23 protein-coding genes and 3 pseudogenes are annotated in these 21,750 nt (G+C 42.0%); 9 read left to right on the top strand and 17 right to left on the bottom strand.

Annotated elements, in window-relative coordinates:
- The first annotated feature begins 142 nt into the window (after positions 1 to 142).
- From istA to SFRI_RS21715, 5 genes are read left to right on the top strand one after another with little or no spacing between them, the layout of a single operon-like run.
- Entirely contained in the window at positions 143 to 1,687 is a 1,545-nt protein-coding gene (gene istA, locus SFRI_RS17600) for an IS21-like element ISShfr5 family transposase (protein WP_041412878.1), read from the top strand.
- A 28-nt stretch (positions 1,688 to 1,715) separates the two neighbouring features.
- Positions 1,716 to 2,474 (top strand): IS21-like element ISShfr5 family helper ATPase IstB, encoded by a 759-nt coding sequence (istB, locus tag SFRI_RS17605; protein WP_011637026.1) that lies wholly within the window; start codon positions 1,716 to 1,718, stop codon positions 2,472 to 2,474.
- Positions 2,475 to 2,520: 46 nt separating this feature from the next.
- Complete coding sequence (locus SFRI_RS17610) at positions 2,521 to 5,010, top strand: hypothetical protein (protein ID WP_011638851.1); 2,490 nt, start codon at positions 2,521 to 2,523, stop codon at positions 5,008 to 5,010.
- A 40-nt stretch (positions 5,011 to 5,050) separates the two neighbouring features.
- Entirely contained in the window at positions 5,051 to 5,185 is a 135-nt protein-coding gene (locus SFRI_RS21860; protein ID WP_279625676.1) for a hypothetical protein, read from the top strand.
- A 39-nt stretch (positions 5,186 to 5,224) separates the two neighbouring features.
- On the top strand, positions 5,225 to 5,584 hold the full coding sequence (locus SFRI_RS21715) for a hypothetical protein (RefSeq protein ID WP_011638852.1): 360 nt from the start codon (positions 5,225 to 5,227) through the stop codon (positions 5,582 to 5,584).
- A 262-nt stretch (positions 5,585 to 5,846) separates the two neighbouring features.
- On the opposite strand, the gene SFRI_RS17620 is transcribed toward SFRI_RS21715, so the two are convergent.
- Together SFRI_RS17620 and SFRI_RS17625 are read right to left on the bottom strand one after the other, a co-directional pair.
- A complete protein-coding gene (locus SFRI_RS17620; RefSeq protein ID WP_011638853.1) occupies positions 5,847 to 7,256 on the bottom strand; it encodes a DEAD/DEAH box helicase in 1,410 nt (469 codons plus the stop codon).
- Positions 7,257 to 7,261: 5 nt separating this feature from the next.
- Complete coding sequence (locus tag SFRI_RS17625; RefSeq protein ID WP_011638854.1) at positions 7,262 to 7,798, bottom strand: hypothetical protein; 537 nt, start codon at positions 7,796 to 7,798, stop codon at positions 7,262 to 7,264.
- A gap of 131 nt (positions 7,799 to 7,929) precedes the next feature.
- Between SFRI_RS17625 and SFRI_RS17630 the strand changes: the two genes are divergently transcribed.
- The gene (locus SFRI_RS17630) at positions 7,930 to 8,136 is read left to right on the top strand and encodes a helix-turn-helix domain-containing protein (protein WP_011638855.1); all 207 of its coding nucleotides are present in this window, start codon (positions 7,930 to 7,932) and stop codon (positions 8,134 to 8,136) included.
- A gap of 275 nt (positions 8,137 to 8,411) precedes the next feature.
- On the opposite strand, the gene SFRI_RS17640 is transcribed toward SFRI_RS17630, so the two are convergent.
- Positions 8,412 to 8,735 (bottom strand): hypothetical protein, encoded by a 324-nt coding sequence (locus tag SFRI_RS17640; RefSeq protein WP_011638856.1) that lies wholly within the window; start codon positions 8,733 to 8,735, stop codon positions 8,412 to 8,414.
- Positions 8,736 to 9,045: 310 nt separating this feature from the next.
- Positions 9,046 to 9,384 carry a hypothetical protein gene (locus SFRI_RS17645; protein WP_041413737.1) on the bottom strand — a complete coding sequence of 113 codons (339 nt, stop codon included), beginning with the start codon at positions 9,382 to 9,384 and terminating at the stop codon, positions 9,046 to 9,048.
- 326 nt (positions 9,385 to 9,710) lie between these two features.
- Between SFRI_RS17645 and SFRI_RS21785 the strand changes: the two genes are divergently transcribed.
- On the top strand, positions 9,711 to 9,806 hold the full coding sequence (locus SFRI_RS21785) for a helix-turn-helix domain-containing protein (RefSeq protein WP_341853332.1): 96 nt from the start codon (positions 9,711 to 9,713) through the stop codon (positions 9,804 to 9,806).
- Between the two features lie 291 nt (positions 9,807 to 10,097).
- Here SFRI_RS21785 and SFRI_RS17650 read toward each other — a convergent pair whose 3' ends face one another.
- The 7 genes from SFRI_RS17650 to gshA form a co-directional block, all read right to left on the bottom strand.
- Positions 10,098 to 10,424, bottom strand: coding sequence for a DMT family transporter (locus SFRI_RS17650; protein ID WP_011638858.1), 327 nt, complete (start codon positions 10,422 to 10,424; stop codon positions 10,098 to 10,100).
- A 240-nt stretch (positions 10,425 to 10,664) separates the two neighbouring features.
- Positions 10,665 to 11,504, bottom strand: a complete 840-nt coding sequence (gene fghA / locus SFRI_RS17655; protein WP_011638859.1) for an S-formylglutathione hydrolase — start codon at positions 11,502 to 11,504, stop codon at positions 10,665 to 10,667.
- Between the two features lie 86 nt (positions 11,505 to 11,590).
- Positions 11,591 to 12,721: an S-(hydroxymethyl)glutathione dehydrogenase/class III alcohol dehydrogenase gene (locus SFRI_RS17660; protein ID WP_011638860.1), complete on the bottom strand. Its 1,131-nt coding sequence runs from the start codon at positions 12,719 to 12,721 to the stop codon at positions 11,591 to 11,593.
- A 262-nt stretch (positions 12,722 to 12,983) separates the two neighbouring features.
- The gene (locus SFRI_RS17665) at positions 12,984 to 13,250 is read right to left on the bottom strand and encodes a DksA/TraR family C4-type zinc finger protein (RefSeq protein ID WP_011638861.1); all 267 of its coding nucleotides are present in this window, start codon (positions 13,248 to 13,250) and stop codon (positions 12,984 to 12,986) included.
- 156 nt (positions 13,251 to 13,406) lie between these two features.
- The gene (locus SFRI_RS21335) at positions 13,407 to 13,571 is read right to left on the bottom strand and encodes a phosphate-starvation-inducible PsiE family protein (protein WP_341853339.1); all 165 of its coding nucleotides are present in this window, start codon (positions 13,569 to 13,571) and stop codon (positions 13,407 to 13,409) included.
- A 300-nt stretch (positions 13,572 to 13,871) separates the two neighbouring features.
- Positions 13,872 to 14,060 (bottom strand): glutathione synthetase, encoded by a 189-nt coding sequence (locus SFRI_RS21340; RefSeq protein ID WP_011638862.1) that lies wholly within the window; start codon positions 14,058 to 14,060, stop codon positions 13,872 to 13,874.
- A gap of 53 nt (positions 14,061 to 14,113) precedes the next feature.
- Positions 14,114 to 15,706 (bottom strand): glutamate--cysteine ligase, encoded by a 1,593-nt coding sequence (gene gshA / locus SFRI_RS17670; protein ID WP_011638863.1) that lies wholly within the window; start codon positions 15,704 to 15,706, stop codon positions 14,114 to 14,116.
- Positions 15,707 to 16,277: 571 nt separating this feature from the next.
- Between gshA and SFRI_RS17675 the strand changes: the two genes are divergently transcribed.
- Positions 16,278 to 17,567 carry an NAD(P)/FAD-dependent oxidoreductase gene (locus tag SFRI_RS17675; RefSeq protein ID WP_011638864.1) on the top strand — a complete coding sequence of 430 codons (1,290 nt, stop codon included), beginning with the start codon at positions 16,278 to 16,280 and terminating at the stop codon, positions 17,565 to 17,567.
- Positions 17,568 to 17,822: 255 nt separating this feature from the next.
- A pseudogene (locus tag SFRI_RS21790) lies at positions 17,823 to 17,999 on the top strand (transposase); the annotation flags it as partial.
- Positions 18,000 to 18,295: 296 nt separating this feature from the next.
- On the opposite strand, the gene SFRI_RS17685 reads toward SFRI_RS21790, so the two are convergent.
- The 6 genes and pseudogenes from SFRI_RS17685 to SFRI_RS17705 form a co-directional block, all read right to left on the bottom strand.
- Positions 18,296 to 18,475: a hypothetical protein gene (locus tag SFRI_RS17685; protein WP_041413214.1), complete on the bottom strand. Its 180-nt coding sequence runs from the start codon at positions 18,473 to 18,475 to the stop codon at positions 18,296 to 18,298.
- A gap of 27 nt (positions 18,476 to 18,502) precedes the next feature.
- Positions 18,503 to 18,991 carry a hypothetical protein gene (locus SFRI_RS17690; protein ID WP_011638865.1) on the bottom strand — a complete coding sequence of 163 codons (489 nt, stop codon included), beginning with the start codon at positions 18,989 to 18,991 and terminating at the stop codon, positions 18,503 to 18,505.
- Between the two features lie 112 nt (positions 18,992 to 19,103).
- Positions 19,104 to 19,283 (bottom strand): annotated as a pseudogene (locus SFRI_RS21905) (IS3 family transposase); the annotation flags it as partial.
- 11 nt (positions 19,284 to 19,294) lie between these two features.
- A pseudogene (gene istB / locus SFRI_RS17695) lies at positions 19,295 to 19,975 on the bottom strand (IS21-like element helper ATPase IstB); the annotation flags it as partial.
- 414 nt (positions 19,976 to 20,389) lie between these two features.
- On the bottom strand, positions 20,390 to 20,998 hold the full coding sequence (gfa, locus tag SFRI_RS17700) for an S-(hydroxymethyl)glutathione synthase (protein WP_011638867.1): 609 nt from the start codon (positions 20,996 to 20,998) through the stop codon (positions 20,390 to 20,392).
- 105 nt (positions 20,999 to 21,103) lie between these two features.
- On the bottom strand, positions 21,104 to 21,496 hold the full coding sequence (locus tag SFRI_RS17705; RefSeq protein WP_041413215.1) for a hypothetical protein: 393 nt from the start codon (positions 21,494 to 21,496) through the stop codon (positions 21,104 to 21,106).
- Between the last annotated feature and the right edge of the window lie 254 nt (positions 21,497 to 21,750).

Consider the following 21,750-nt stretch of genomic DNA (forward strand, 5'->3'; position numbering starts at 1 on the left):
ATACCATCGATGCCGATCACTTTTCGGTCAAAATAGTATTGAGTGATCGGCTTGAATAGTACCGTTCGTTTTTTGTACTTTTTTGTCTGCCCGTAGGTGTTTTTAACCGTTATTCTTTTCATTTTTGATGATGAGAATGACCATGCCAACGGCACCTATTTCAATGCGTAAACTCAAAGAAATTTTAAGACTAAAATACGGCTGTAAACTCAGTCATCGTCAGATAGCAAAAAGCTTATCTGTTTCACCCTCAATCGTGTCTAAATATGCCTGTAAATCAGCAGAGCTAGACATTACTTGCTGGCCGCTTGATGAGAAGTGGGATGATAACTCTCTACAACAAGCGTTTTTCAAAACAAAGCCTCGTTTAAAAGGCTTTACCATTCCTGACTGGTCGTTAGTTCAACAAGAGCTTCGGCCTAAAACCATGACGTTGTTGCTGCTTTGGGAAGAATACAAAGAGCGGCACGCGGAAGGTTTTTACAGTTACACTCACTTCTGCCGTCAGTACAAGGCATGGCTTAAATGCCAAAAACCCTCGATGCGACAAAACCATAAAGCTGGTGAAAAACTGTTTGTGGATTACTGTGGCCCAACCATGAGTATTGTTGATAGAAGTACAGGCGAATGCCGTACTGCACAAGTATTCGTCGCGGTCATGGGGGCATCAAATTATACCTATGCCGAAGCGACTTACAGCCAGAAACTTGAAGATTGGGTGATGAGTCATGCCCGTTGTTTTGAGTTTCTTGGTGGTGTTCCTGAGCAGATCATTCCTGACAACCTTAAAAGTGCCGTCACCAAACCCTGCCGATATGAGCCTGACTTAAACCCAACCTACCAACAACTAGCGACGCATTACGATACCGTCATTGTGCCTGCAAGACCCTATAAACCAAAGGATAAAGCCAAGGCTGAAGTGGGTGTACAAATTGTTGAACGTTGGATCATGGCACGTCTTCGTAATGAAACCTTTTTTAGCTTGCGTCAATTAAATCTAAAGATTCAAGAATTACTCATCGATTTAAATCAGCGACAAATGAAAAAACATCCTGGCTCACGATTAAGTCAATTTGAAGCCATTGATAAACCAGCGTTAAAACCATTGCCCTTGCAGCCTTACAGCTACACCTTAGTGAAACAAGTGAGAGTACATATTGATTATCATATTGAGATTGAAAAGCACTATTACTCAGTGCCACATACCTTGATCAAGCAAAAACTTGAAGCACATGCCTCAGGAAAATTGGTGACACTCTACCATCAAGGCATACGAGTCGCTGTTCACCCCAGATCATACCGAGAAGGTGCGCATACAACACTTGAGCTACATATGCCTATCGCTCACCAAAAACAACAGCAATGGACACCGCAGCGATTTGAGCGCTGGGCAAGTCAGTTTGGTAAATCAACCGAGCAGTTTGTTATGCAATTGATGCAAGCTAAAAAGCATCCAGAGCAAAGCTACCGTGCTTGTATGGGGTTATTAAGCCTAGGCAAGAAGTTTACAGACCAACGTCTTGAAGCCGCCTGTCATCGCGCATTAGCCACAGGTGTTACTCGCGTAAAACAAGTGAAAACCATCTTAGAAAAAGGCTTGGATAAGCAACCCTTGCCACAAGCTCAGGGTGATTCGCTACAAGATATTGATCATAAAAATATCCGCGGCAATAACTATTACCATTAATAAAAACTAACCAATCAAAGGAAATCTTATGAAAAATATCAATCAACAAGTCAATAACCAGTTAAGTAACTTAAAGCTAAGCGGCATACGTGATGCGCTATTACAGCAACTTGAACAACCTAATCTATACGTAGAACAAAGCTTCGAAGAGCGGCTAAGTTTATTGCTTGAGCATGAAATAACGCAGCGTGACCAGCGTAAAATTGACCGCCTAACTCGACAAGCAAAGTTCAGAGTTGGCGGCACGCTTGCTCAACTCAACTATGGCGCAGCACGACAACTCGATAAAACTCAGATCCGTTCATTAGCACAAGGTGAATGGCTTCGCCTTCACCAAAATATTTTGATTACGGGAGCAACGGGGTGTGGCAAAACTTACCTCGCTTGCGCTCTTGGTCAAAACCACTGCCAACAAGGGAGTAGCGTTTATTATTTTAGGCTCAAGGAGCTATTAGAAAAGATGTTCTTAGCGCAAGCCGATGGTAGTTATCGAAAACTGATCAACAAGCTTAGCTCTGCTAATTTACTGATCTTAGATGATTGGGGATTAGAGCCATTAACGGCTCAACAACGTAGTGATTTATTGGAATTAATTGATGCAAGATATGATACAAAATCGACATTAATTGCCAGTCAATTACCGATCGAAAATTGGTATGAAATGATAGGAGAATCGACACATGCTGATGCGATTCTAGATCGACTTGTTCACGGAGCAATAAAGTTGGAATTAAAAGGCGAATCGATGCGAAAAAAACTAAATACCTTGACTGAAGCCGATCACTGAAGCTAGATTTTACGGAGGTCTACTGGCGAACAAAAAAGTGATCGGCTTGAATGGTATTGACCGATCGGCATCATGGTATTACGCACTAGTTCCATATAGCGATAGTAGTAAATATTGGCATTCAGCACTTAATCAATTGATTAAATTTAAATCACAAATCAAAGTAAGTACTCAGACAAAATCTAGTAATGATAAGCTTGATTCGACAACTAGGAATTTAACGGAGAAAGAGTTCCTTGACGGTATAAATGTTGCGGAAATTTCCTTTGAATCACCTGACGACTTTATAAACTCGATACTCGTCAAGAAAAAGGAAGCTAGCGGTGAAGATTTTTATATTACTAGCGATGACATATTGAGGGTTGTTAGCAATCGTTTGGAGTCAAAAGATCGTATTTCTTTTCTGAATTTCCTAACTGATGAGCGAGTAATTGATGCTCTTGGCTATACATGGGCTAAAACGTTAATTGACTGCATTAGCCTATGGAGTGGGTCATCTCACGCCGTATCTTCTTGGAAAGAGGAAAACCTGCCAATCTTAATTGCTAATCATTTGGGCGAGTTTTCTTATGGTGAATATTATGGCTACGATAAACGGATGCTGAAAGATGTTATTCATAGCCTTAATTTAAATAAAGAAGTCACGGTTAGCTTACTGCTGGATGGCCTGGAAAAAAATGCTGAATCTTTACCCTTACCCAAGCTATATTCGGTGATCAGGCTGCTGACTGATTATTGCAGCGAGGAACAAATTGCAGATGTCACAACTCGTTATGTTCAGCGACTAACCACACGGTTACGACTTCCAACGAATAAAATTGAGTCTGAGTGTTCAGCTGAATCAGCATTAGCATACCAACTCTACTCGTTCTTAGGCGATGTGGATACCAGGGTGAGATGGCGAGCGGCACATAGTATTAGAGCGTCTGCCAGAATGGGAGATTTTAAGAATATTGTGACGTTAACCGCTCTGTATGAGCTTAAATCCATGCCCGGCTATCGTGAAGATAATGCACCTTTCTATTGGTTGTCAGCGCGTCTTTGGCTCATCGTTACATTTGATCGAATTGCATCCGAGGTGCCCGAGGCCATCGCACCTGTCGCACGCTGGTTGTTGAGTATTGCCACTGACCAAGACTTCCCACATGTATTGATACGCCATTTTGCTAAATCCTGCTTAATGAAGCTTCTTTCAAATGGTTTTATTGAATTTGATGAGCAGGAAATTGCTGCGTTGCATGCTATCAATATTTCAGAATTAGTTTCCGAAAAATCTAAAGGTAGAGTTTCTCGGGGAAGATTTCACGGAGGTGGTAAAGAGAGAAGGTTTAGTTTTGATTCGTTAGATACCCTCAGCTATGTATACCCAAGCGCGATAAAATGTTTTGCTGATGTAAACGAAGAAATGTTTCTTGATGAGGCGGAAGCCTGGATTATTGACCGGTGGGGTAATGGTTCGGATCTGTCAGTATGGGAAAAAGAACCAAGAAAACATAAGTTTGAAAGAGCTGACTATTCCCTATACAGCCACAGTCACGGCTCCATGCCGACGATAGAGCCTCATAGCTATTACCTAGAGTGGCACGCCATGTGGTGTAGCCTCGGTTCTCTAATGGCAGAAAAAGCGTTAGCTGAGCCTGAATATGATGATGACGACTATGGAACATTAAACGGTTTTTTGAGCCGGGAAGGGTTAACTCAACCACCGCAGTGGTCAAGTGACCTTCGCAGTCCAACACCACTAGAAACACATTTTCACTATCCCCCTACTGTCGAGGCAGAAGATTGGGTGGCAACAATAACCGCCGATGATTTTGAGTTGGAGCTTGGTTTAAGCTCTGAAGATGGCAATTTAGTTGTGGATTCATATCATGATATTCGCACCAGTAATCATCGTTCCAGTGTAAGAATATCCTCTGCCCTTGTTAATCCAGAAACCGGGTTTGCATTGGTTAGATCGCTTCAAACATCCGACGACTCCCATGACTACCGTTTGCCACCTGCTGGTCATGAATTTGAGATTGATGATGGCCCATTTTTACTACGTGGTTGGCTCAATGAACACTCTGGTGATGCACGTCTAGATGAAAAGGATGTGTTTAATCATGGTGTCCGCCTAATAGAAGCGACGCCGTCTGAAAATGTCGTTGAAATACTGGGGTTGTGCCGTTCGGATAGTTATCCCGTTAACTGGCTTGACTCCTCTAATGGGGACAGCGCATTTCATTATGAAGCATGGGGTGATGTAAGAGATGACTCTCGACAGAGAGAATACTTATATGGTGAAGACTGTATCTCCAATGGCCACCGCTTGAAGATATCGCTACATCACCTAAAGCAATATCTAGATAAAGTTGGCTTTGATCTAACCATTGAAGTCGAAATAACACGAAGAGTAACTAAAGATGGAATTACAGAGTATAACGAAAAGTCCGAAAAAGAAGCACGGTACGCAAGACTCTATCTTCTCCGAAGAACTGGAGAAATCCTTACCACTGAAGGATGTGTTGGTACTTGGACACCATCTGGCAACTGAGCTGGGTTTCTCCGATAGTTGCGATACCTTGGGAAAATGGATGTCGCACTATTTAGCCGAGATGATGGATCGTGCTGAGCGTGAGGAAAACGCAGAAAAAAAAGAAAAATACCAACAGCAAACCGTTGATTTAATTTTAAAAATATGGGAACACAGAAGCTCCTTAAATGGATAGGCATACCCATTAGCCAGATTCAAGGGAATTATCGATTCTTTGAGCATACTTTCTCCTGAGGCTAATGTATGGGAGAGAAATAGGCTTGGAAAGTACGAATCCTTGGCGGCAGATTCATTCTCGATGATTGTAAATCTGTATAGAGCGCTAAATTTTATTGAGTTTTTACGATTAAAGTCTTCTAGGAATAAACAAGTACCAGCTTCAGTGCTAACTAATGAAGAGCAGGAAATATACAACTTTCTAGTTTCGTGGGCCGAAGAAGAAATGAATTTTCGTTCTAACAACGAGTTGGATATCGAAAAAAATGATGTTCAAGGTTTGTCAAAATTTATGAGTGATTATATTGATGATTTATGCGTGAAGTTGAACTTGCTCAAGGATGAGCTATCTGAATAGGAGCTTACCAGAGTATAGGAAATCGACAAATTCTTAGTATTATTGCCTCAATATATTAAAAAATTGAGCTCACTTAAAAATAAATGAAAAACAATTAAAATTGCTAACTGATTGGTTTAGATGCTCATAGGTATTGTTCCTAAACTTCTGATTTTATGGGAGAGTTACATAGCTTTCTCTTAATCAAAAGAATATTCTAGCATCCCTCACATAAACCAAGCCTGCTATTAAAAGTGGTGACACCATAAATAAGATTTCAGCATCAAAAAGGGGAGTTAAAAGTAGATACTACCTTTTCTCTAAAGCCACCTAGAATCTCAAAAGATGGTGACGTCGGCCAAGATAGATTTTGATTGTTCGAACCGGCTATTAACGGGTGTTTTGGTGCTGTTATGTGTGGAGTACTAAACCTAACTGTATGACTATCTTGAGATGGGGAACTTGCTCTTATTATTTCACTTCCCCCCAGCTTAACGGAGACCGTAACAGTATCAGACTCCCTGAATACAACTGGCACATCTGGAATCTCTTCAGCTATACGATTTGCAAACTCGACAAGCTTTGGTGCTGCAAAGGTGTACAGCCAAGCATCTTGGTTCGTAGCCTTGTCGACTCTTAAAATTCTGCCTAATACTTGCCTGAAGTAGAGTTCGGTTTTAACCCTGCTAAGGTGACAACACACCTGCAAACGTGGAATGTCGGTGCCCTCGCTAATCATGCCTACACTGACTATCCAGTTCGTTGTGCTATTCCTGAATTCGTTGATTTTAAGTGAAGGCAGGTCTTCTTTATAAGTAACTATTTCAGCGGTTTGTGCATATTCATTTCTGAGCATATTCAGAATGTATGCAGCATGCTCTATCGATGATGCAACTACTAGTCCAGCAGCATTAGGGTTGTGCAGTCTTATGTCGTCGAGCTTGTTAGTCGCCAGCGTTAAGGCATGTCTAATGGCAACATCATTTTTGATGACCGATTGGTAAGAAACTAATGAGCCTTTGAATAGAGCATCCAGGCAATTAAACGTCTTAGTTTCATTTTCTTCGTCAGTAACAGAAATTTTTTCATTATCGATCAATACAATCTTTGGGCTTCGGCATACACCATCAGCAACAGCTTCCCTTAAACCGTAGATATAATCACACTGTATCTGATTGTCTGGGTCTGTATAACGAGATAAAGCTATCGGTGCTTGATCTGAGCGCCACGGAGTGCCAGTTAACGCTAAAGTGTATTCGGCTTGGCTTTGAATATTCAATAAGATCTCTTCCCCCCAGGCGTTAGCATCTTCAAGAGAGCTGCCTGAGCAATGGTGGATCTCGTCAAATATCACGAGTACCCGATTTTGTTTTAACAGTTGCCAGAAATCCTCTTTGAAAGACAGCATGCTTTGATATGTATAAGAGCAACCAACGGCACCTATGACGCCATCGAAACGACATTCCAGCCGTTTCGAGAAAGTTTGCTTGATACCCTGCGATATATTTATCGAAGGTGAAAAGCAAAGTACAAAATCGATAAGGTCTTGCTCAAGCAGCTGAACAGCGACTTCTGAAGCCATAATCGTTTTACCAGCGCCTGGAGTTGCCAAACAAAGGAAGTGTTTATGTTTGGCACTAAAGTGCTCTAGAGCGCGATTGACGCACTCTGATTGCCATTGTCTTAGATGCATTAAGGTTACTTTTGCTGATGAGCGAGAACAGACTTAATCGCTTTGATTTGGCCGAGTAGTTTCGAGCTGTTTTCACGGGCTTGTAAATACTGGGATTCAAGGTGCGCTTTCATCTCAGGGAAGGATTGATACAACCGCATATACTCTTCTGACTCGCCAATGCTAGTGAGTAAATCAACCTCAGATTCTTTAAGACGCTTTTCAAGCTGCTGGACAGCGAGACGAGCACTTGCATTAATCAACTCGGGTTTATTAACCTTTCTTTCAGTTATTTCAGTGATAAAACTCGCTTCATGAAACAAATCCGACTTCTGATACGTAACTCTTTTAGAGTTTTTCGCTCCTTTTTTTAACAATAGACCTTTCTTAACTAGTCTCAGAATTTGTCTGTACACATACTTGCGAACCTCTACAGAATCCTTATTAGTAGGAGATATAGCTAAATATGCATCACGTAATTGAGATACACGGAAATTGTTAAAGCTCTCATCCTGGAGAATAGTATGCAACCTTGTGCATATTTTCATTGAAATTTTCGACATTACTTTCTCGCAAGAGGTAGTGGTTCACTGTCTTAAGCTCTTTGTAATGAGCTTTAAACTAAATACGGATTATAATCCGTGGCTTTATAAGCCGCAACTTTGGATAGTCTTTATCTTTAACGAGATGAAAAATGAAAGACTTAGCTATCCAATTTGGAGCAAAATTGCGCGATAAGCGCAAAACACTAGGCATTTCTCAGGATAAATTGGCATTACTAGCAGAGATTGACCGCAGTTATGCAGGACGAATCGAGCGCGGTGAAGTCAATATCACCCTCGAAAAAGCCTATCAGTTAGCAGAGGTTTTGGGGTGTGATGTCAGGGAACTGCTGCCTTAGTTTAAAAAACAATTTGTGTAATGTATTAAATTTACAATAGTTGTCATTATGGAAGTTTTTACTCTAATTGTGGCATAGTGATTTTAGGTACTGATTTGTTGTTGAACGCACTTTTTATCGTGATAATAATTTGAAATATTTCACGATTAATCACACTGATTAACGCATTTTTGCCCCATTGTGAGTTACAAGCGATCCAAAGTAATTGATAATGGGGAGCAAAGCATCGTAAATATAAAGGCTTATGGTTGAGCATAATGAAAATTATGCAAGCACTATAGGCCATCGATATCAACGTCGATTTCAGGTTGGTTTAATCTTGATTTGATCAACTCAACTTGCCTTTTCTTATTTTCTGCCTCTGATCTAGCAAATCGCTCGTTAAATTCAATAAATTCGGGCGCTGTACCCTCATAACGCTGAATGGGAGGCCACAACACATCGAGCAAAATCGCATAGCTGTCTTTGTAGTCGTCTGTCAGTTCGTCAGCTATAGCAAGTGCATGGGCGTACTCTTTGGGAGTAACAATCCCCTCGCGACCAAACGGTAAAGCGTTTTGTAATTCCTTAGCAAGAAACTTAATTTTTTTAATATCCACTGTGCAAACCTCTAGAACTACGGGTTAAGTTGAAGGAAAACCAAAGGAGTTATTTGGTAGTTTTATGTTCTTTTAGAGCAAAAGCGGCTGTTTTAAAAAACTTTTCACATAAGTCGAAGTGATAAATATTACCATCCTCCTGAGAGTCATATCCAAATCAAGCACTCAGCTCAACGAACTCAGCGTATCTATTTCCATGCACTTCAATCATAACGGTTTCCTCCCAAACATCACAAATTCTATTAACTTCGGTTTGCCCCATTCCTTGCTAGGGATGCCAATTCGCCGATTTCAACTTACTGAATAATTTTCAGTCTATTCGGGTAATAAAGGTTTGCTCGTCATCCACAAAAGCTACAAAGCCGCCGTGATAGATAAATACCCGACCATGCCGCTCAACTAAGCAGGCAAGCTGTGGGTTCAAATCTTCTTCGTTACCCTGTCTTTGATATGTGCCGATATCGGTGATTACGCCGCTGAGAGTAGGCAAATATCTATAAGTTCGCTTTGCTTGATCAACCAGGTTCAATTCGCTGGCGGTAGAGAAGCAAGAGGGTATCGTACCGGCTTCTTCGATAAACATAGTTTTCAGTTCTTCAAAAGCTGTGATCACTAGCCAGTCGATGCCGTTAATATGATGGATAAACATTGAGTTTCTCGATAATTCTGATGCGGCGATTTTAACATTATCAGGGGCAGAACGTAGTAGAGATTTAGTCATTCTGTGCAATTTACGGTCATTCACTAGGCCAGCTTGAAACACGTCTTTGCCCCAATACGTTCTATCCAAGAAATCTTCATGGACAGAGCAAATCCTGATAAGCCGTAGCATAACTAATATGACGTACTCAAGGCTTGCCTACTTCCGGTAACCAAGTTGTTGAGATACGCTAACCCATATCCATGAAGCCGTTTGTGACGTGATGGCGGTAATAATGACTAAGACGAGAGATAATCGGCTCTGCGAGTGGCCATATGAATCATTACGAAAAAGGTCGTCACACCCCAAATATAAGTACTTTACAGCGCTTAGACGATGAACTCGATGTATCTATAAATTATTTTCTGTAAAAATAATGCATCAGCAAAGCTCGCCTGATATAAAAATTACCTGAACAGGAAAATTAGCATTAATAGAGGAGTTTGAATATAAAATGGAAGAGTGATGCTATTTACATAACTTTATGAAGTGTCCACCTTATTATAAAAATCAAATCAAATAATGAGTTGATAGCCGATTACCATGTCATTTACAATTGAAGTTTGTATATCTTTACTCATCTCAAACTTTTAACTGACTAACGAAGAAGTAAATACATGGCAGATATTGTAATTAGAGCAAGGAGAAAAATAAAACATGGATTAGTGGCTATGCCCCTGAGATAGGTTGATCATTACCACACCAAGGGCAACCAACAGCATACCAATCCAAGCTGTCATGTCCAGATGCTGACGATAGAAGAGTGCAGACAGAAGTGTCACTGTAACAATAGCCATTCCAGCCCAGAGCGCATGTACGACACCGACAGGCATTCCCTTCATCGCCTGGCCTAAGAAAATAAAAGCCGTCAAATGCCCCAAAATCACCATGACAGCAGGGAGTGGTCGCGTGAAACCATCGGTCGCCTTAAGCGCCACATGAGATAAGGCTTCAGCCATGACACCCAGTAATAGAAAGATCCAACTCATAATATAAGCCTTAAATTTAAAATGTTCGGCAGAATAAGTCCGCTGCTTTGATCGAAATAATGATTTGTTGCGGCTATTATATTGATATTTACTCAGATGATAATCGGGTTAAATAACAAATCACTTTTACCCATTCGTAATAAAGATAGGTAGCCCAAAATAAAAAAGGTGTCGCCACAAATGACAACACCTTTTCAGTCAGATCTTATTAGTTAAAATAAGTTACTGGTTTAAGTTTAATTACTTTCCCAGATGCTCGGCATGAAAACGCAGATGGTTTTCGATAAAGCTGGAGATGAAATAGTAGCTATGATCATAACCTTCACGATAATTAAGCTCTAGAGGGTAACCCTTAACCTTAGCTGCAGCTTCGAGCACTTCGGGCTTCAACTGCTCGACAAGAAAGTTATCGGCGTCACCTTGGTCTACCAGAGCCGGTACAAATTGGGTCGCCTGGCGCATCAAGACGCTGGCATCATATTCCATCCATGTCGCCGAATCGCGGCCTAAATAGGCAGTCAACGCCTTCTTGCCCCAAGGACAATTAATCGGGTTACTGATCGGGCTAAAGGCCGATACTGACTGGTATGCATCAGCGTTACGCAGCGCGATAACTAACGCACCATGCCCGCCCATTGAGTGGCCCGCAATAGAACGTTTATCACTGACAGGGAACATAGATTCAATCAGTTTTGGCAGTTCATCGACGACGTAATCGTACATACGGTAATGGCGATTCCACGGTGCCTGCGTCGCATTGACATAAAAGCCCGCGCCTTTACCAAGATCGTAGCCTTCATCATCGGCGACATTCTCGCCTCTGGGGCTGGTGTCCGGCGCGACGATAGCAATACCAAGCTCTGCAGCCAGTGCTTGTGCCCCAGCTTTCTGCATAAAGTTTTCATCGGTACAAGTCAAACCTGAAAGCCAGTACAGAACTGGGACCTTCTTACCACTTGATGCTTGTGGTGGCAGATAGATAGCAAATCGCATCTCACAATTTAACGTTTGAGATTGATGACTATACTGTTTATGCCAACCACCAAAACTCTTATTTACACTCATATTTTCAATTGTCACGCTTGAGCCTCCTTAATCGCTCCGACTTAATTAGTGATACCACTGACTAAGTCGAAACAGCAGGATGAATATCTTATCGATGAGTATTACTTATCAAAATGAATAACAGTACGGATACTCTTACCTTCGTGCATAAGATCAAACGCATCATTGACCTGCTCAAGACTCATGGTGTGAGTGATGAAGTCACTCAACTTAAACTCACCCGCTAGGTAACGTTCGACATATTCTGGTAGTTCAGAGCGGCCTTTAACACCACCAAATGCACTGCCTTTCCATACCCGACCCGTGACTAACTGGAATGGACGGGTAGAGATCTCTTGGCCTGCACCCGCAACACCAATAACCACTGACTCACCCCAACCTTTATGGCAGCACTCAAGTGCAGAGCGCATCACATTAACGTTACCGATACACTCAAACGAGTAATCGACGCCGCCGTCGGTCAACTCAACAATCACGTCTTGAATTGGCTTGTCGTAGTCTTTCGGGTTAATAAAGTCCGTAGCACCCAGTTTACCGGCTAACTCAAATTTACTTTCGTTAATATCGATAACGATAATGCGAGACGCTTTAGCCATTGTCGCGCCGATAACGGCCGATAGACCGATACCGCCCATACCGAAGATAGCGACCGTGGCGCCTTCTTCAACCTTGGCGGTATTCATTACTGCGCCCATACCGGTTGTGACACCACAACCCAATAAACACACTTCTTCAAGTGGTGCTGCAGGGTTCACTTTCGCCAGTGAAATTTCAGGCAACACGGTATATTCAGAAAACGTTGAGCAGCCCATATAATGGAAGATATCTACGCCATCTTTAGAGAAGCGAGTGGTACCGTCAGGCATTAACCCTTTACCTTGAGTGGCACGAATTTTCTGACACAGGTTAGTCTTGCCAGACTTACAGAATTTACATTCGCCACATTCAGGCGTGTAAAGTGGAATAACGTGATCACCCACTTGTACGCTAGTGACACCTTCACCGATAGATTCAACGATCCCGCCACCTTCGTGGCCTAGAATACAAGGGAATATACCTTCTGGATCATCGCCAGAAAGCGTAAAAGCATCGGTATGGCAAACGCCTGTTGCGATCATCTTGACGCGTACTTCACCCTTCTGTGGTGGCATTACATCTACTATTTCCATAGATAGTGGCTCGCCTACAGCCCAGGCGACTGCGGCTTTCGATTTGATTGTTTGTGCTGTCATCTTAATATCCTTAATTGATAATATTTAAATAGCGGTCTTATCTGAATAAGAACCACGGTTAATATGAAACTATTATAGCTAACGCCCGGAGATTGATAATCCCACCTTTATGCAAATTACTTTTACCACATGGTAATAATTGATTATTGCCTCCCCTACAACAAGTAATGGCAGACCTAAGTAGGTGTTTGCGACAACAAACAAGCCAAACATTAACTTGTAAGCACTAAACCTCATGTTCAATGACTCTGAAATTCAGAACTTACCTCAACTGACTATCTTTACTGGCACGGCGATTAACCTTGCTTACCTCTTTTTGTCTCTTATCCGACTCACTCTGGCAGCCAACACAGAGTCGAACACCTGCAACGGCTTTTCTACGATCCTCAGGAATTGGGCATTCACATTCCTCACAAAAAAGTAGACTTTGACCGACTGGCAATCGACTCCGGGCTTGGGCGACGCCATCCTCAACACTGTTGTCTATTTGATCTTGTACGGCGCCGTCTTTAGACCAACCACCAGCCATTCAGCCTCCTACTCTTTAAAATTTATTCGTGATGTAAATATATCTATCAATTTGATCTTGCACCGTCATCCAAACGCCATTATCTCGACCAACCACCAGTCATCAGATTATTCTACACATTACCAACTAATCAAACTTAGAGTCGCTTGAAGTCAATCACTCAACAGATGAATGAGACCGCTTAGCCGATACCAGCCAATAGGTAACACCCAACGCGATAATCACAGTAGCCGAAGCCCATACATATTCCGGTCCCACCTCTTTAAAATCTAAGACGATAATTTGTCTTGAGATGGCCATCTGTGCGGTCGAAATGACTATCTGCGCTAGTTAACGACAGTAGGGTTGCAACAATACAATATCGCCGGATAACCGGACATAACGTGCTGGAGCCATGATCTTTTAGAGATAGAAGTGCCAGTGAACTTTATTATAGTATTTAAGTCAGATAGCACAGCCATAAATTTATGACACGACAAGCGAACTAGAGGGCATATCAGCCTTACTTATTGAGGCTTAACTCATTATCAAGCTTCATTCATAGACAGTTATTGACTATTAAGCTTTACGCTCGGTGACACCCATCAGTTCAGCTGCTATATCTAGGTTGAACTGACTATCTCATTCCCGAATACAGGTTGGACCACATCGCCCCATGACCTGTCCATTGAGGGAATAGAGATCGGCTTGTTTCATATAAAAGAGTTGCCAACCTCTATCTTGAGCTGCCCATAGCATGGCCCGTGGACTGTCTTTGTTGTAATCGATCGATTCGATTGGATCCGTCACTATGCCGAGGCGAATAGTCATAATGTGTATTTTTATCTCAGGTAAATAGTACGTGTCATCGGATTCATTTAGGCTTACGCCACAAAGTAAGTCTTGAGAAAGTGTTCAAACGGATTTTCCTCATTTAGCTCTAACGCTTGCTGCTTTTGCAATGACTCTCGGGCCAGATTTTGAAAGAGGGTTTTCTCAGATTCGGATAACGCCTGCTGGCTAAGATGCTGTTTATGCTGTTTCGCCTGAGTCAACATCTGCTTAGTAAAGCCTTCCCCCTGTGTGATCGACTGCATAATTCTTGCCGATGGCGTTAATGAACTTTGCAATATCTTGTCTTGTTGAGCCGAAATGGCATCGCGATATTCCTGAGTTTCACCTGATTCTCCATTTAAAGAACTAACTTTATGGGCTTTATCCAGTAGCTCTGCGACAGGTATAAGCTCATCCAGTAGTTGCCGAGCCATTTGTTGAAAAGCAATCGGCTCCCCAGCGTTTTGCAAGATCAATGAAGGCTTTCGTCCTTCCTCTATCACCAGCCGCAGGTTAGTCTTTATTTCTTCATCTTCGATCGCAGTGATCTCGGGGCTGTCGGACAGCAGGCAGAAGAGCAAAAATGTATCCAGAAAACGGATTTGCAGTGCATCGATGCCTAGCGGTAAGAAAGGGTTGATGTCCAAAACGCGCACTTCGATATATTCGACGCCACGCTCTTTTAACACTTGATTCGGCTTCTCTCCGGGGCTCATCACGCATTTTGGACGAATATCGCTGTAGTACTCGTTTTCAATTTGTAAGATATTGGTGTTTAGTTGGCGATATTCCCCATTAACTTGGATACCGATCTGCTCATAAGCCGGGTAACTCTTATGGATAGCCTGATCCAGATTGTCGAGATAAGTGTCTAAATTATTCAGGCTAACCTTTATCGAAGCCTGTGCCTCACTCTTATAGCCAAGATCGCTCATGCGTAATGAGGTGGCAAAAGGCAGACCCAAGGTATGCTCGCCAATCAGATTTAAATTATGGGGTTTGTCGGCTACAAAACTAGTATCGAGCACCGGAGAGGCGCCGAACAGGTAACTTAACAACCAGGAGTGACGATGAAAGTTGCGTATCAGACCAAAGTAGCGCTCCGATCTAAATGCTTGCAACTCACCCAGATCACCCCAAAGGGTTTGGGCAAGAGGCCAAAACGCTTCCGGCATGGAGAAGTTATAATGAACTCCCGCTATCGACTGCATAATTCGCCCATACCGATGTGCCAATCCCTGCCTGTAGATATGTTTCATCTGACCCAAATTCGAATGCCCGTATTTGGCGATGGGAATACTGTTTTCCCCCTCTAGACGACAGGGCATACTGGACGGCCACAAATACTCCTCACCAATATTACTCTGTGTAAAACGATGCAGCAGTTCCAGATAGTCGATGCAATCATCTACCTGCTTGAATACCGGGGTGATAAACTCGAGCAATGCCTCGGAATAATCGGTCGTGATGCTGCCATGAGTTAACGCAGAGCCAAGTGCTTTGGGGTGGCTAGTTTGTGCAAGCTTGGCCAGTGGCGTGACTCTCAGCCCCTCTTTTTCTATACCACGTTGAATATTCGTCAGTAAGCTGTAGTTGTTCACATCATCGAGCTTGTGCAAACGTGTATGGTATAAATTAGACAAGGAAGTCTTCCTTCATAGGAGAGGATTATAATCTTACTGATTATTCAGATCGCAGTAACCCGGAGCTCAAAGATATTTAAGCGAGCAATTTTATCTACCCACACCGCAATAACAATCCCCTTAACGGTAATTAACTCTTACCACACGGTAATAATAAATCACTCATCTGAAGAGTAATTCCATTGCATTTGGGTTACGTCGAGAAGCGAGAAAATACTTAACGATCATTTTTCCAAGCTAATATTGTCATGCCTGCATTTCATTACCTACATTATTACACGTTAGCAAAAGTAATTTGCCGAATAGACGGATTATACTTTTCCTGTATATGAATATAATACTCCATCGAAGTGAATGTGATTTACCCCAAGTGCTACTTGGTCTGATGCCGATATCTAATTCTTGATTAGCCAGCTTGCCAAAAAAGAACAATCTAGAGCCGCTTAATTAAAGCTGCAATGCTCAGAATTTGGTTTTTTTACATTCGAAACGAAAACAAATAGGCGCAAGCCTGAGAGGTTCTGTGGGGCTAAATGCCCGGGACAATTTAACTATTTATTTGGAGTTTGTAATGACCAATATTGTTGTGATCGGTGGCGGCGCCGGTGGTATGGAGTTGCTGGGTAAGATCAGCAAAAAACTGGGTAAGCGTGGCAAAGCCAATATTACTCTAGTAGATATCAGCAGCCACCATATCTGGAAACCGCTCTTACATGAACTGGCGGCTGGTAGTCTGGATGAAGGGCTAAATGCCGTCGATTATCGCGTTCAAGCCGCTCAAAATAGTTATAACTTTGAGCAGGGTGCCCTGACTGGCGTCGACCGTGAAAATCGAAATATCACCCTAGCCGCGATGAAAGATCAGCATGGCAATGAAATTCTCCCCGAGCGTCATGTTGATTACGACTATCTAGTGATAGGCATAGGGGCGATCACCAATGATTTCGGTATTCCCGGTGTCCGCGAACACTGTGATTTTTTAGACTTGACCGAACAGGCCATGAATATACGTCAGAAAATCCTCAACAGATTCCTGCAGCATGCCAAGAATCCTGAGCAGGGCCATTTCGATATTACCATCGTAGGGGCTGGCGCAACAGGCACTGAGATGGCTGCCGAGATGCACCATGTTGCCGACACTCTGAGTGGTTATGGCTACGAGATCGCAGAAGATCTGCTGAGGGTTAACCTGATTGAAGCTGCCGATCGCGTAATGCCGGGTCTGAAGAAGGAGTGCCTGTACGGAGCCGTCGATAAACAGCTACGTGCTCTGGGCGTGAACATCATGACCAATACTAGTGTTACTCAAGTAACGCCTGAGGGAATGTACACTAAAGAAGGGCTGTTCATTAAATCAGATATGATGATTTGGGCGGCGGGAGTTAAAGGTCCTGACGTTCTGGGCACCCTGGGACTCGAAGTTAACAAGATGAACCAGCTCATGGTTTACGCCAATTGCCAAACTACCACAGACGAGCGTATTTTTTCCTTCGGTGACTGTGCCGCCTGCCCACAGCCGGATGGCTCTTTCACGCCTGCCCGAGGCCAGACAGCCCGTCAGATGGCACTGCTGGTCGGTGACAACCTGATCCGCATATTAAAGGATAAGGATGCCGAGCTCAAAGAGTATCTTTATAAGGATCTGGGAGGATTTGTGAACATGTCTAAGTTCTACACTGTTGGCAATATGTTTTCATTTATCGGCGGGGGAATAGCCATTAAAGGATGTCCGGCCCGCTTTGTCTATGCTTCCTTATATCGCAGGCATATGCTCGCCCTGCATGGCCCGATAAAGGGCTTGTTACTTATGGGACTCAACGGCATGCAAAGCTGGCTGCGCCCACAACTTAAGTTGTGGTAGGGGAACGGCCTTAGGCTTACTAAAGGAGTCGCCTAAAATAAACTGAAGGTCTTAATAAGCCAGTTGGTTCTCCCAACTGGCTTATTCATGTATGAGGTTTAAGAAATATCTGGATATTTTGAGTGCAATCAGAGCAAGTGCATGAGCGCAGAGAAAAAGCTAAGTTTCCATGCGTTACCTGCATGTTTACCTAGAAATTGGCAGATAGAAAATCGCTTACATTGGATACTTGTTGCAGGATTCGCCGTTTCAATTCTGCGGGCACTAGAAGGCTTTACTAACTCTGTATTCCAGTTTATGGATGTGCCACTGACGCCCCAAGTTACAGCTGTATCAGTAAGCGAGCTAAGAGTGTTGAAATCAAGTATCGGGTAAAGAGTCATGGTCGGTCCTGTGGCGCATGTTGTTATTAATTCAACAGGTCTCAAAGTTTTACCGATAGTAAGCGAACGGGTATAGTAGGATGGGCAACACTGTGGATCGGCTGGGATTGTCTTCAGGAACGAGTACAGGAACTGATTATTGCGAAAGAAATGCTGCAGGATGGCGTTGACCTCCAAAATCTGTGATCAAGAGACAGAGCGTGCACCATCAGATGAACTGTCTGATTTGCTGCCGTGGAACGTTGATTTAGGTGAAACAGAATAAGCTTCACCGGTTCATTGACCGCTTACCAATGAAAATTATGCGTTTGTAAGTAAAGCGTGTACGAATAAGCTAATAAACGTTTAAAACACTTCATTTTCTTTCAATAGTTTTGTTAACAACTTTAATCGTTGCGTATTTTCTTCATCATCTCTAAAAGCTATCACTAATTCTTTTTCCATAATTATAGAGACAGTTTCTATCTTGGAAGACCATTCTTGTTTAGACAAATGTTGCATGACTACAGGATCGGTAATCGCCACATCTCCTCGACCAGCTAATAGTTTTTTTTACAACAATAATTCATTCGACGCACGTTCTACGTTATGTGGATATTTTTTAATCGCGTTATCAATAATTTTTGGATAATGGTATGTACTAACAATTCCGACTGAATATTTTTCAAATAACTCATCAATACTGTCAAAATTAACGACTTTGTCTGCGATTTTTAAGATGGCGATTTCTGACCAGTCAACCGCCGGAGAAATTATAGCCCCATCAAATACATCTTCAGGCCACGCAGGAAAAATTCCGATATATTCATTATTGGTTTCTACTAAATATTTAGACCTTTTCCAAGGATAAAACTCAACGATAAGAGTGATATCTTGCTTTTGTAACAGTTTTCTTAATTTCTGAATTGAATGTCCCTGATTTTCTACTTTTGATCCAGCATAAGGAGGCCATTCTAGCGATGTTATCTTCCAAGTTTCTCCGGCATGTAACGTGGGCATAAATACGATTGAACACAATAAAATAAATTTGACAATCAACATCCTTGTTTTCCTCAATTAATGTTTTTAACAGTTCCAATAACTATAGTGTAGTTAAAATTTTTCAATCGATTTCTGGTTACGGTGTTTTTCAAGACATTTGTCGCCTAAATTGTTAAGCAGCTTCTTTGTGTTGCTCTGGATTTAACTCCACAGCGCCTATGGGCTGCCAGTTTCGCTCTTCTTTTGACCATTGTTCTGGATGTTCATTTCTTTTTGTCTGATATTGCGTAATACCATTATGCCGATCGGTCAATACCCATTTAAGCCGATCACTTTTTGTTCGCCAGTAGATTTCCGTAAAATCTAGCTTGAGTGATCGACTTCAGTCAAGGTGTTTAGTTTTTTTTGCATCGATTCGCCTTTTAATTCCAACTTTATTGCCCTGTGAACAGGCCGATCTAAAATGGCATCTGCATGCGTCGATTTTCCGATCATTTCATACCAATTGGCTATCGGTAACTGACTCGCTATTAAGGTCGATTTTGTATCGTATCTTGCATCAATTAATTCCAGTAAATCGCTACGTTGCTGCGCCGTTAATGGCTCTAATCCCCAATCATCTAAGATCAGTAAACTGGCACTACTAAGCTTGTTGATCAGTTTGCGATAACTGCCATCGGCTTGTGCTAAGAACATCTTTTCTAATAGATCTTTGAGCCTAAAATAATAAACGCTGCTCCCTTGTTGGCAGTGGTTTTGACCAAGCGCGCAAGCTAAATACGTTTTACCGTAACCCGTTGCGCCGGTGATCAAGATATTTTGGTGAAGGCGAAGCCATTCACCTTGTGCTAATGAACGGATCTGCGGTTTATCAAGTTGCCGTGCTGCACCATAGTTTAGTTGGCCAAGTGTGCCGCCAACTCTGAATTTTGCAAGGCTCGTTAGGCGGTCTATTTTACGCTGATCTCGCTGAGTTATTTCATGATCAAGCAGTAAACTTAACCGTTCTTTAAAGCTTTGCTCAACGTATATACTCAAGTTAGGCTACAGACTCGCAATAATCTAGAGAAAATTATTGTTACTACAGCATTTATAGCAATAAGGTTACTTCAGATGAGAGAGCTGATTGCCAGAAAAAAGAAAGCAAAATCAGTAAGTTGCGCTCAATATTACAGTCCACTTGAGTTGAAGTTGATGTGGGTCAAAGACCGAGCATAAGGCTGTACCGAAAGAGCCACCCTCAATGTAAATGTACTGGGCATATTATGCACTGGCAAAGCTTGGGCGCTGACACGATAGCAAAGCAACAGGAATTGTCGGCTGGCTGGTTTGTATTAAGCCAGCTTCTTGAGGGAGCAATCTTAATGCTACAACAGATAAAGGACATGTGATCAAGAGACAGCTTCTCAACAAGGCAATACAAAAGGCTCAAGTGTGCCTTTTGTATCTTTTTACTTTTTACTTTTTACTTTTTAACATATGTCCAGCAATGACATCCATCAAAGCAGGAGAGAGACAGTCAAACGGCTCTAGCCCTAAACTATTCAACTGCTTTCTAATCACATCCATATCTTTAGGATCTGTGCCTGTTTCAATAATTGATGAAACAAATGCGGCAAACTCAGGAGCCGCCCAGCCACTTTCTGTTGAAAGTTCGGTATGAACGAAGTCTAAACCAAAGAAAGGATGTTCTTTATTGTCAATACGGCCATACATATGCACGCCACATTTCTGACAAGCAAAGCGTTTAATTGCCGCATTTTCGTCTATTACTTGTAACTTTGTCCCATTGCTTGAGACTGCTAAGTTTTCACTCGGTACTACAGCAACTTGAGAGAAAACCACCCCTTCAGGCTTCCAGCATTTTGAGCACCCGCAAACATGATTATGTGCAGTTTGAGTGGTGATACGTACCGTCACTTTGTTTTTATGACAGTGACATTTCAACTCACCACCAGAAAAATGATTAGATGAAGGTGTAATACCTTTATCTACACTAGGGTGAATACGAATGATGCTTGATGAGCCGAATAGACTTTTATATTGGTTTACAATCTTATTGAACATACATACGTTCTCTATTTTATTTAATAGAAACCATTAATAGTTGTGGTTTCCATATTACTCGAATTTAACATCCGACATTTGAAATTCTATTAGCGATAACCATTCTTATGCCAGTGGAGCAAACTCTGCAGCAGCTTTACGGTGAGCGGTATAAATGGCTTCGCCATCACTTTCCGCATCAAAGATAACCGTCACATCTGGTGAAAAAAGAATAACATCGCCTACTTCAGCAACATATTTATTACCTTGCTGGTCTCGCATAACAATCTTACCTTTTGTCACGACTTTATATTCTACAGAATCATAGAAGTATTCAAATTCGACACCTGGCTGCATGGCGAAGTGGCCAATTGTCAGCGCGTTTGAATTATTGGTAACAGCAACTTCAGCCATTTGGCTTTGCAACCCTTCAATTTCAAGAATTTCATTTAGTTCGTTCAAATTAAATGAACCCGCTTTAAATAGCGATATCCCTGGCTTATCAATCATTGTGGTCATATTTAGTTTATCCATTTAATTTAACATAAACCCCGATAGAGGTGCTTTATACATTATTTGAGTTTGCTTGGTATTTACATACAGACTATTAAAGATAGTAATAACATCTTCAAGGCTTTCATTATTTCTTTCAATGCGAGTTTCGCACCTAGAAATTAAATTTAATTTCGTTCCATCAATCTATATATCCATCAGGGCTACCGCTGAAACCTGACATAAAAAAGCGCCGTAACGCTTTTTTATTAAATCAATTC

The sequence above is a fragment of the Shewanella frigidimarina NCIMB 400 genome (genome assembly GCF_000014705.1).
Lineage (GTDB): Bacteria > Pseudomonadota > Gammaproteobacteria > Enterobacterales > Shewanellaceae > Shewanella > Shewanella frigidimarina.

Coding starts and splice junctions, on each gene's coding strand:
- gfa (WP_011638867.1), bottom strand. CDS start 20,998: ATGTTCAATAAGATTGTAAACCAATATAAAAGTCTATTCGGCTCATCA.
- SFRI_RS17645 (WP_041413737.1), bottom strand. CDS start 9,384: ATGTTTATCCATCATATTAACGGCATCGACTGGCTAGTGATCACAGCT.
- SFRI_RS17650 (WP_011638858.1), bottom strand. CDS start 10,424: ATGAGTTGGATCTTTCTATTACTGGGTGTCATGGCTGAAGCCTTATCT.
- SFRI_RS17665 (WP_011638861.1), bottom strand. CDS start 13,250: ATGGCTGGTGGTTGGTCTAAAGACGGCGCCGTACAAGATCAAATAGAC.
- SFRI_RS17690 (WP_011638865.1), bottom strand. CDS start 18,991: ATGTTGATTGTCAAATTTATTTTATTGTGTTCAATCGTATTTATGCCC.
- istB (WP_011637026.1), top strand. CDS start 1,716: ATGAAAAATATCAATCAACAAGTCAATAACCAGTTAAGTAACTTAAAG.
- SFRI_RS17625 (WP_011638854.1), bottom strand. CDS start 7,798: ATGTCGAAAATTTCAATGAAAATATGCACAAGGTTGCATACTATTCTC.
- istA (WP_041412878.1), top strand. CDS start 143: ATGCCAACGGCACCTATTTCAATGCGTAAACTCAAAGAAATTTTAAGA.
- SFRI_RS17620 (WP_011638853.1), bottom strand. CDS start 7,256: ATGCATCTAAGACAATGGCAATCAGAGTGCGTCAATCGCGCTCTAGAG.
- SFRI_RS21340 (WP_011638862.1), bottom strand. CDS start 14,060: ATGACTATTCGCCTCGGCATAGTGACGGATCCAATCGAATCGATCGAT.
- SFRI_RS21785 (WP_341853332.1), top strand. CDS start 9,711: ATGAATCATTACGAAAAAGGTCGTCACACCCCAAATATAAGTACTTTA.
- SFRI_RS21860 (WP_279625676.1), top strand. CDS start 5,051: ATGTCGCACTATTTAGCCGAGATGATGGATCGTGCTGAGCGTGAGGAA.
- SFRI_RS17675 (WP_011638864.1), top strand. CDS start 16,278: ATGACCAATATTGTTGTGATCGGTGGCGGCGCCGGTGGTATGGAGTTG.
- SFRI_RS17630 (WP_011638855.1), top strand. CDS start 7,930: ATGAAAGACTTAGCTATCCAATTTGGAGCAAAATTGCGCGATAAGCGC.
- SFRI_RS17660 (WP_011638860.1), bottom strand. CDS start 12,721: ATGACAGCACAAACAATCAAATCGAAAGCCGCAGTCGCCTGGGCTGTA.
- SFRI_RS17705 (WP_041413215.1), bottom strand. CDS start 21,496: ATGACCACAATGATTGATAAGCCAGGGATATCGCTATTTAAAGCGGGT.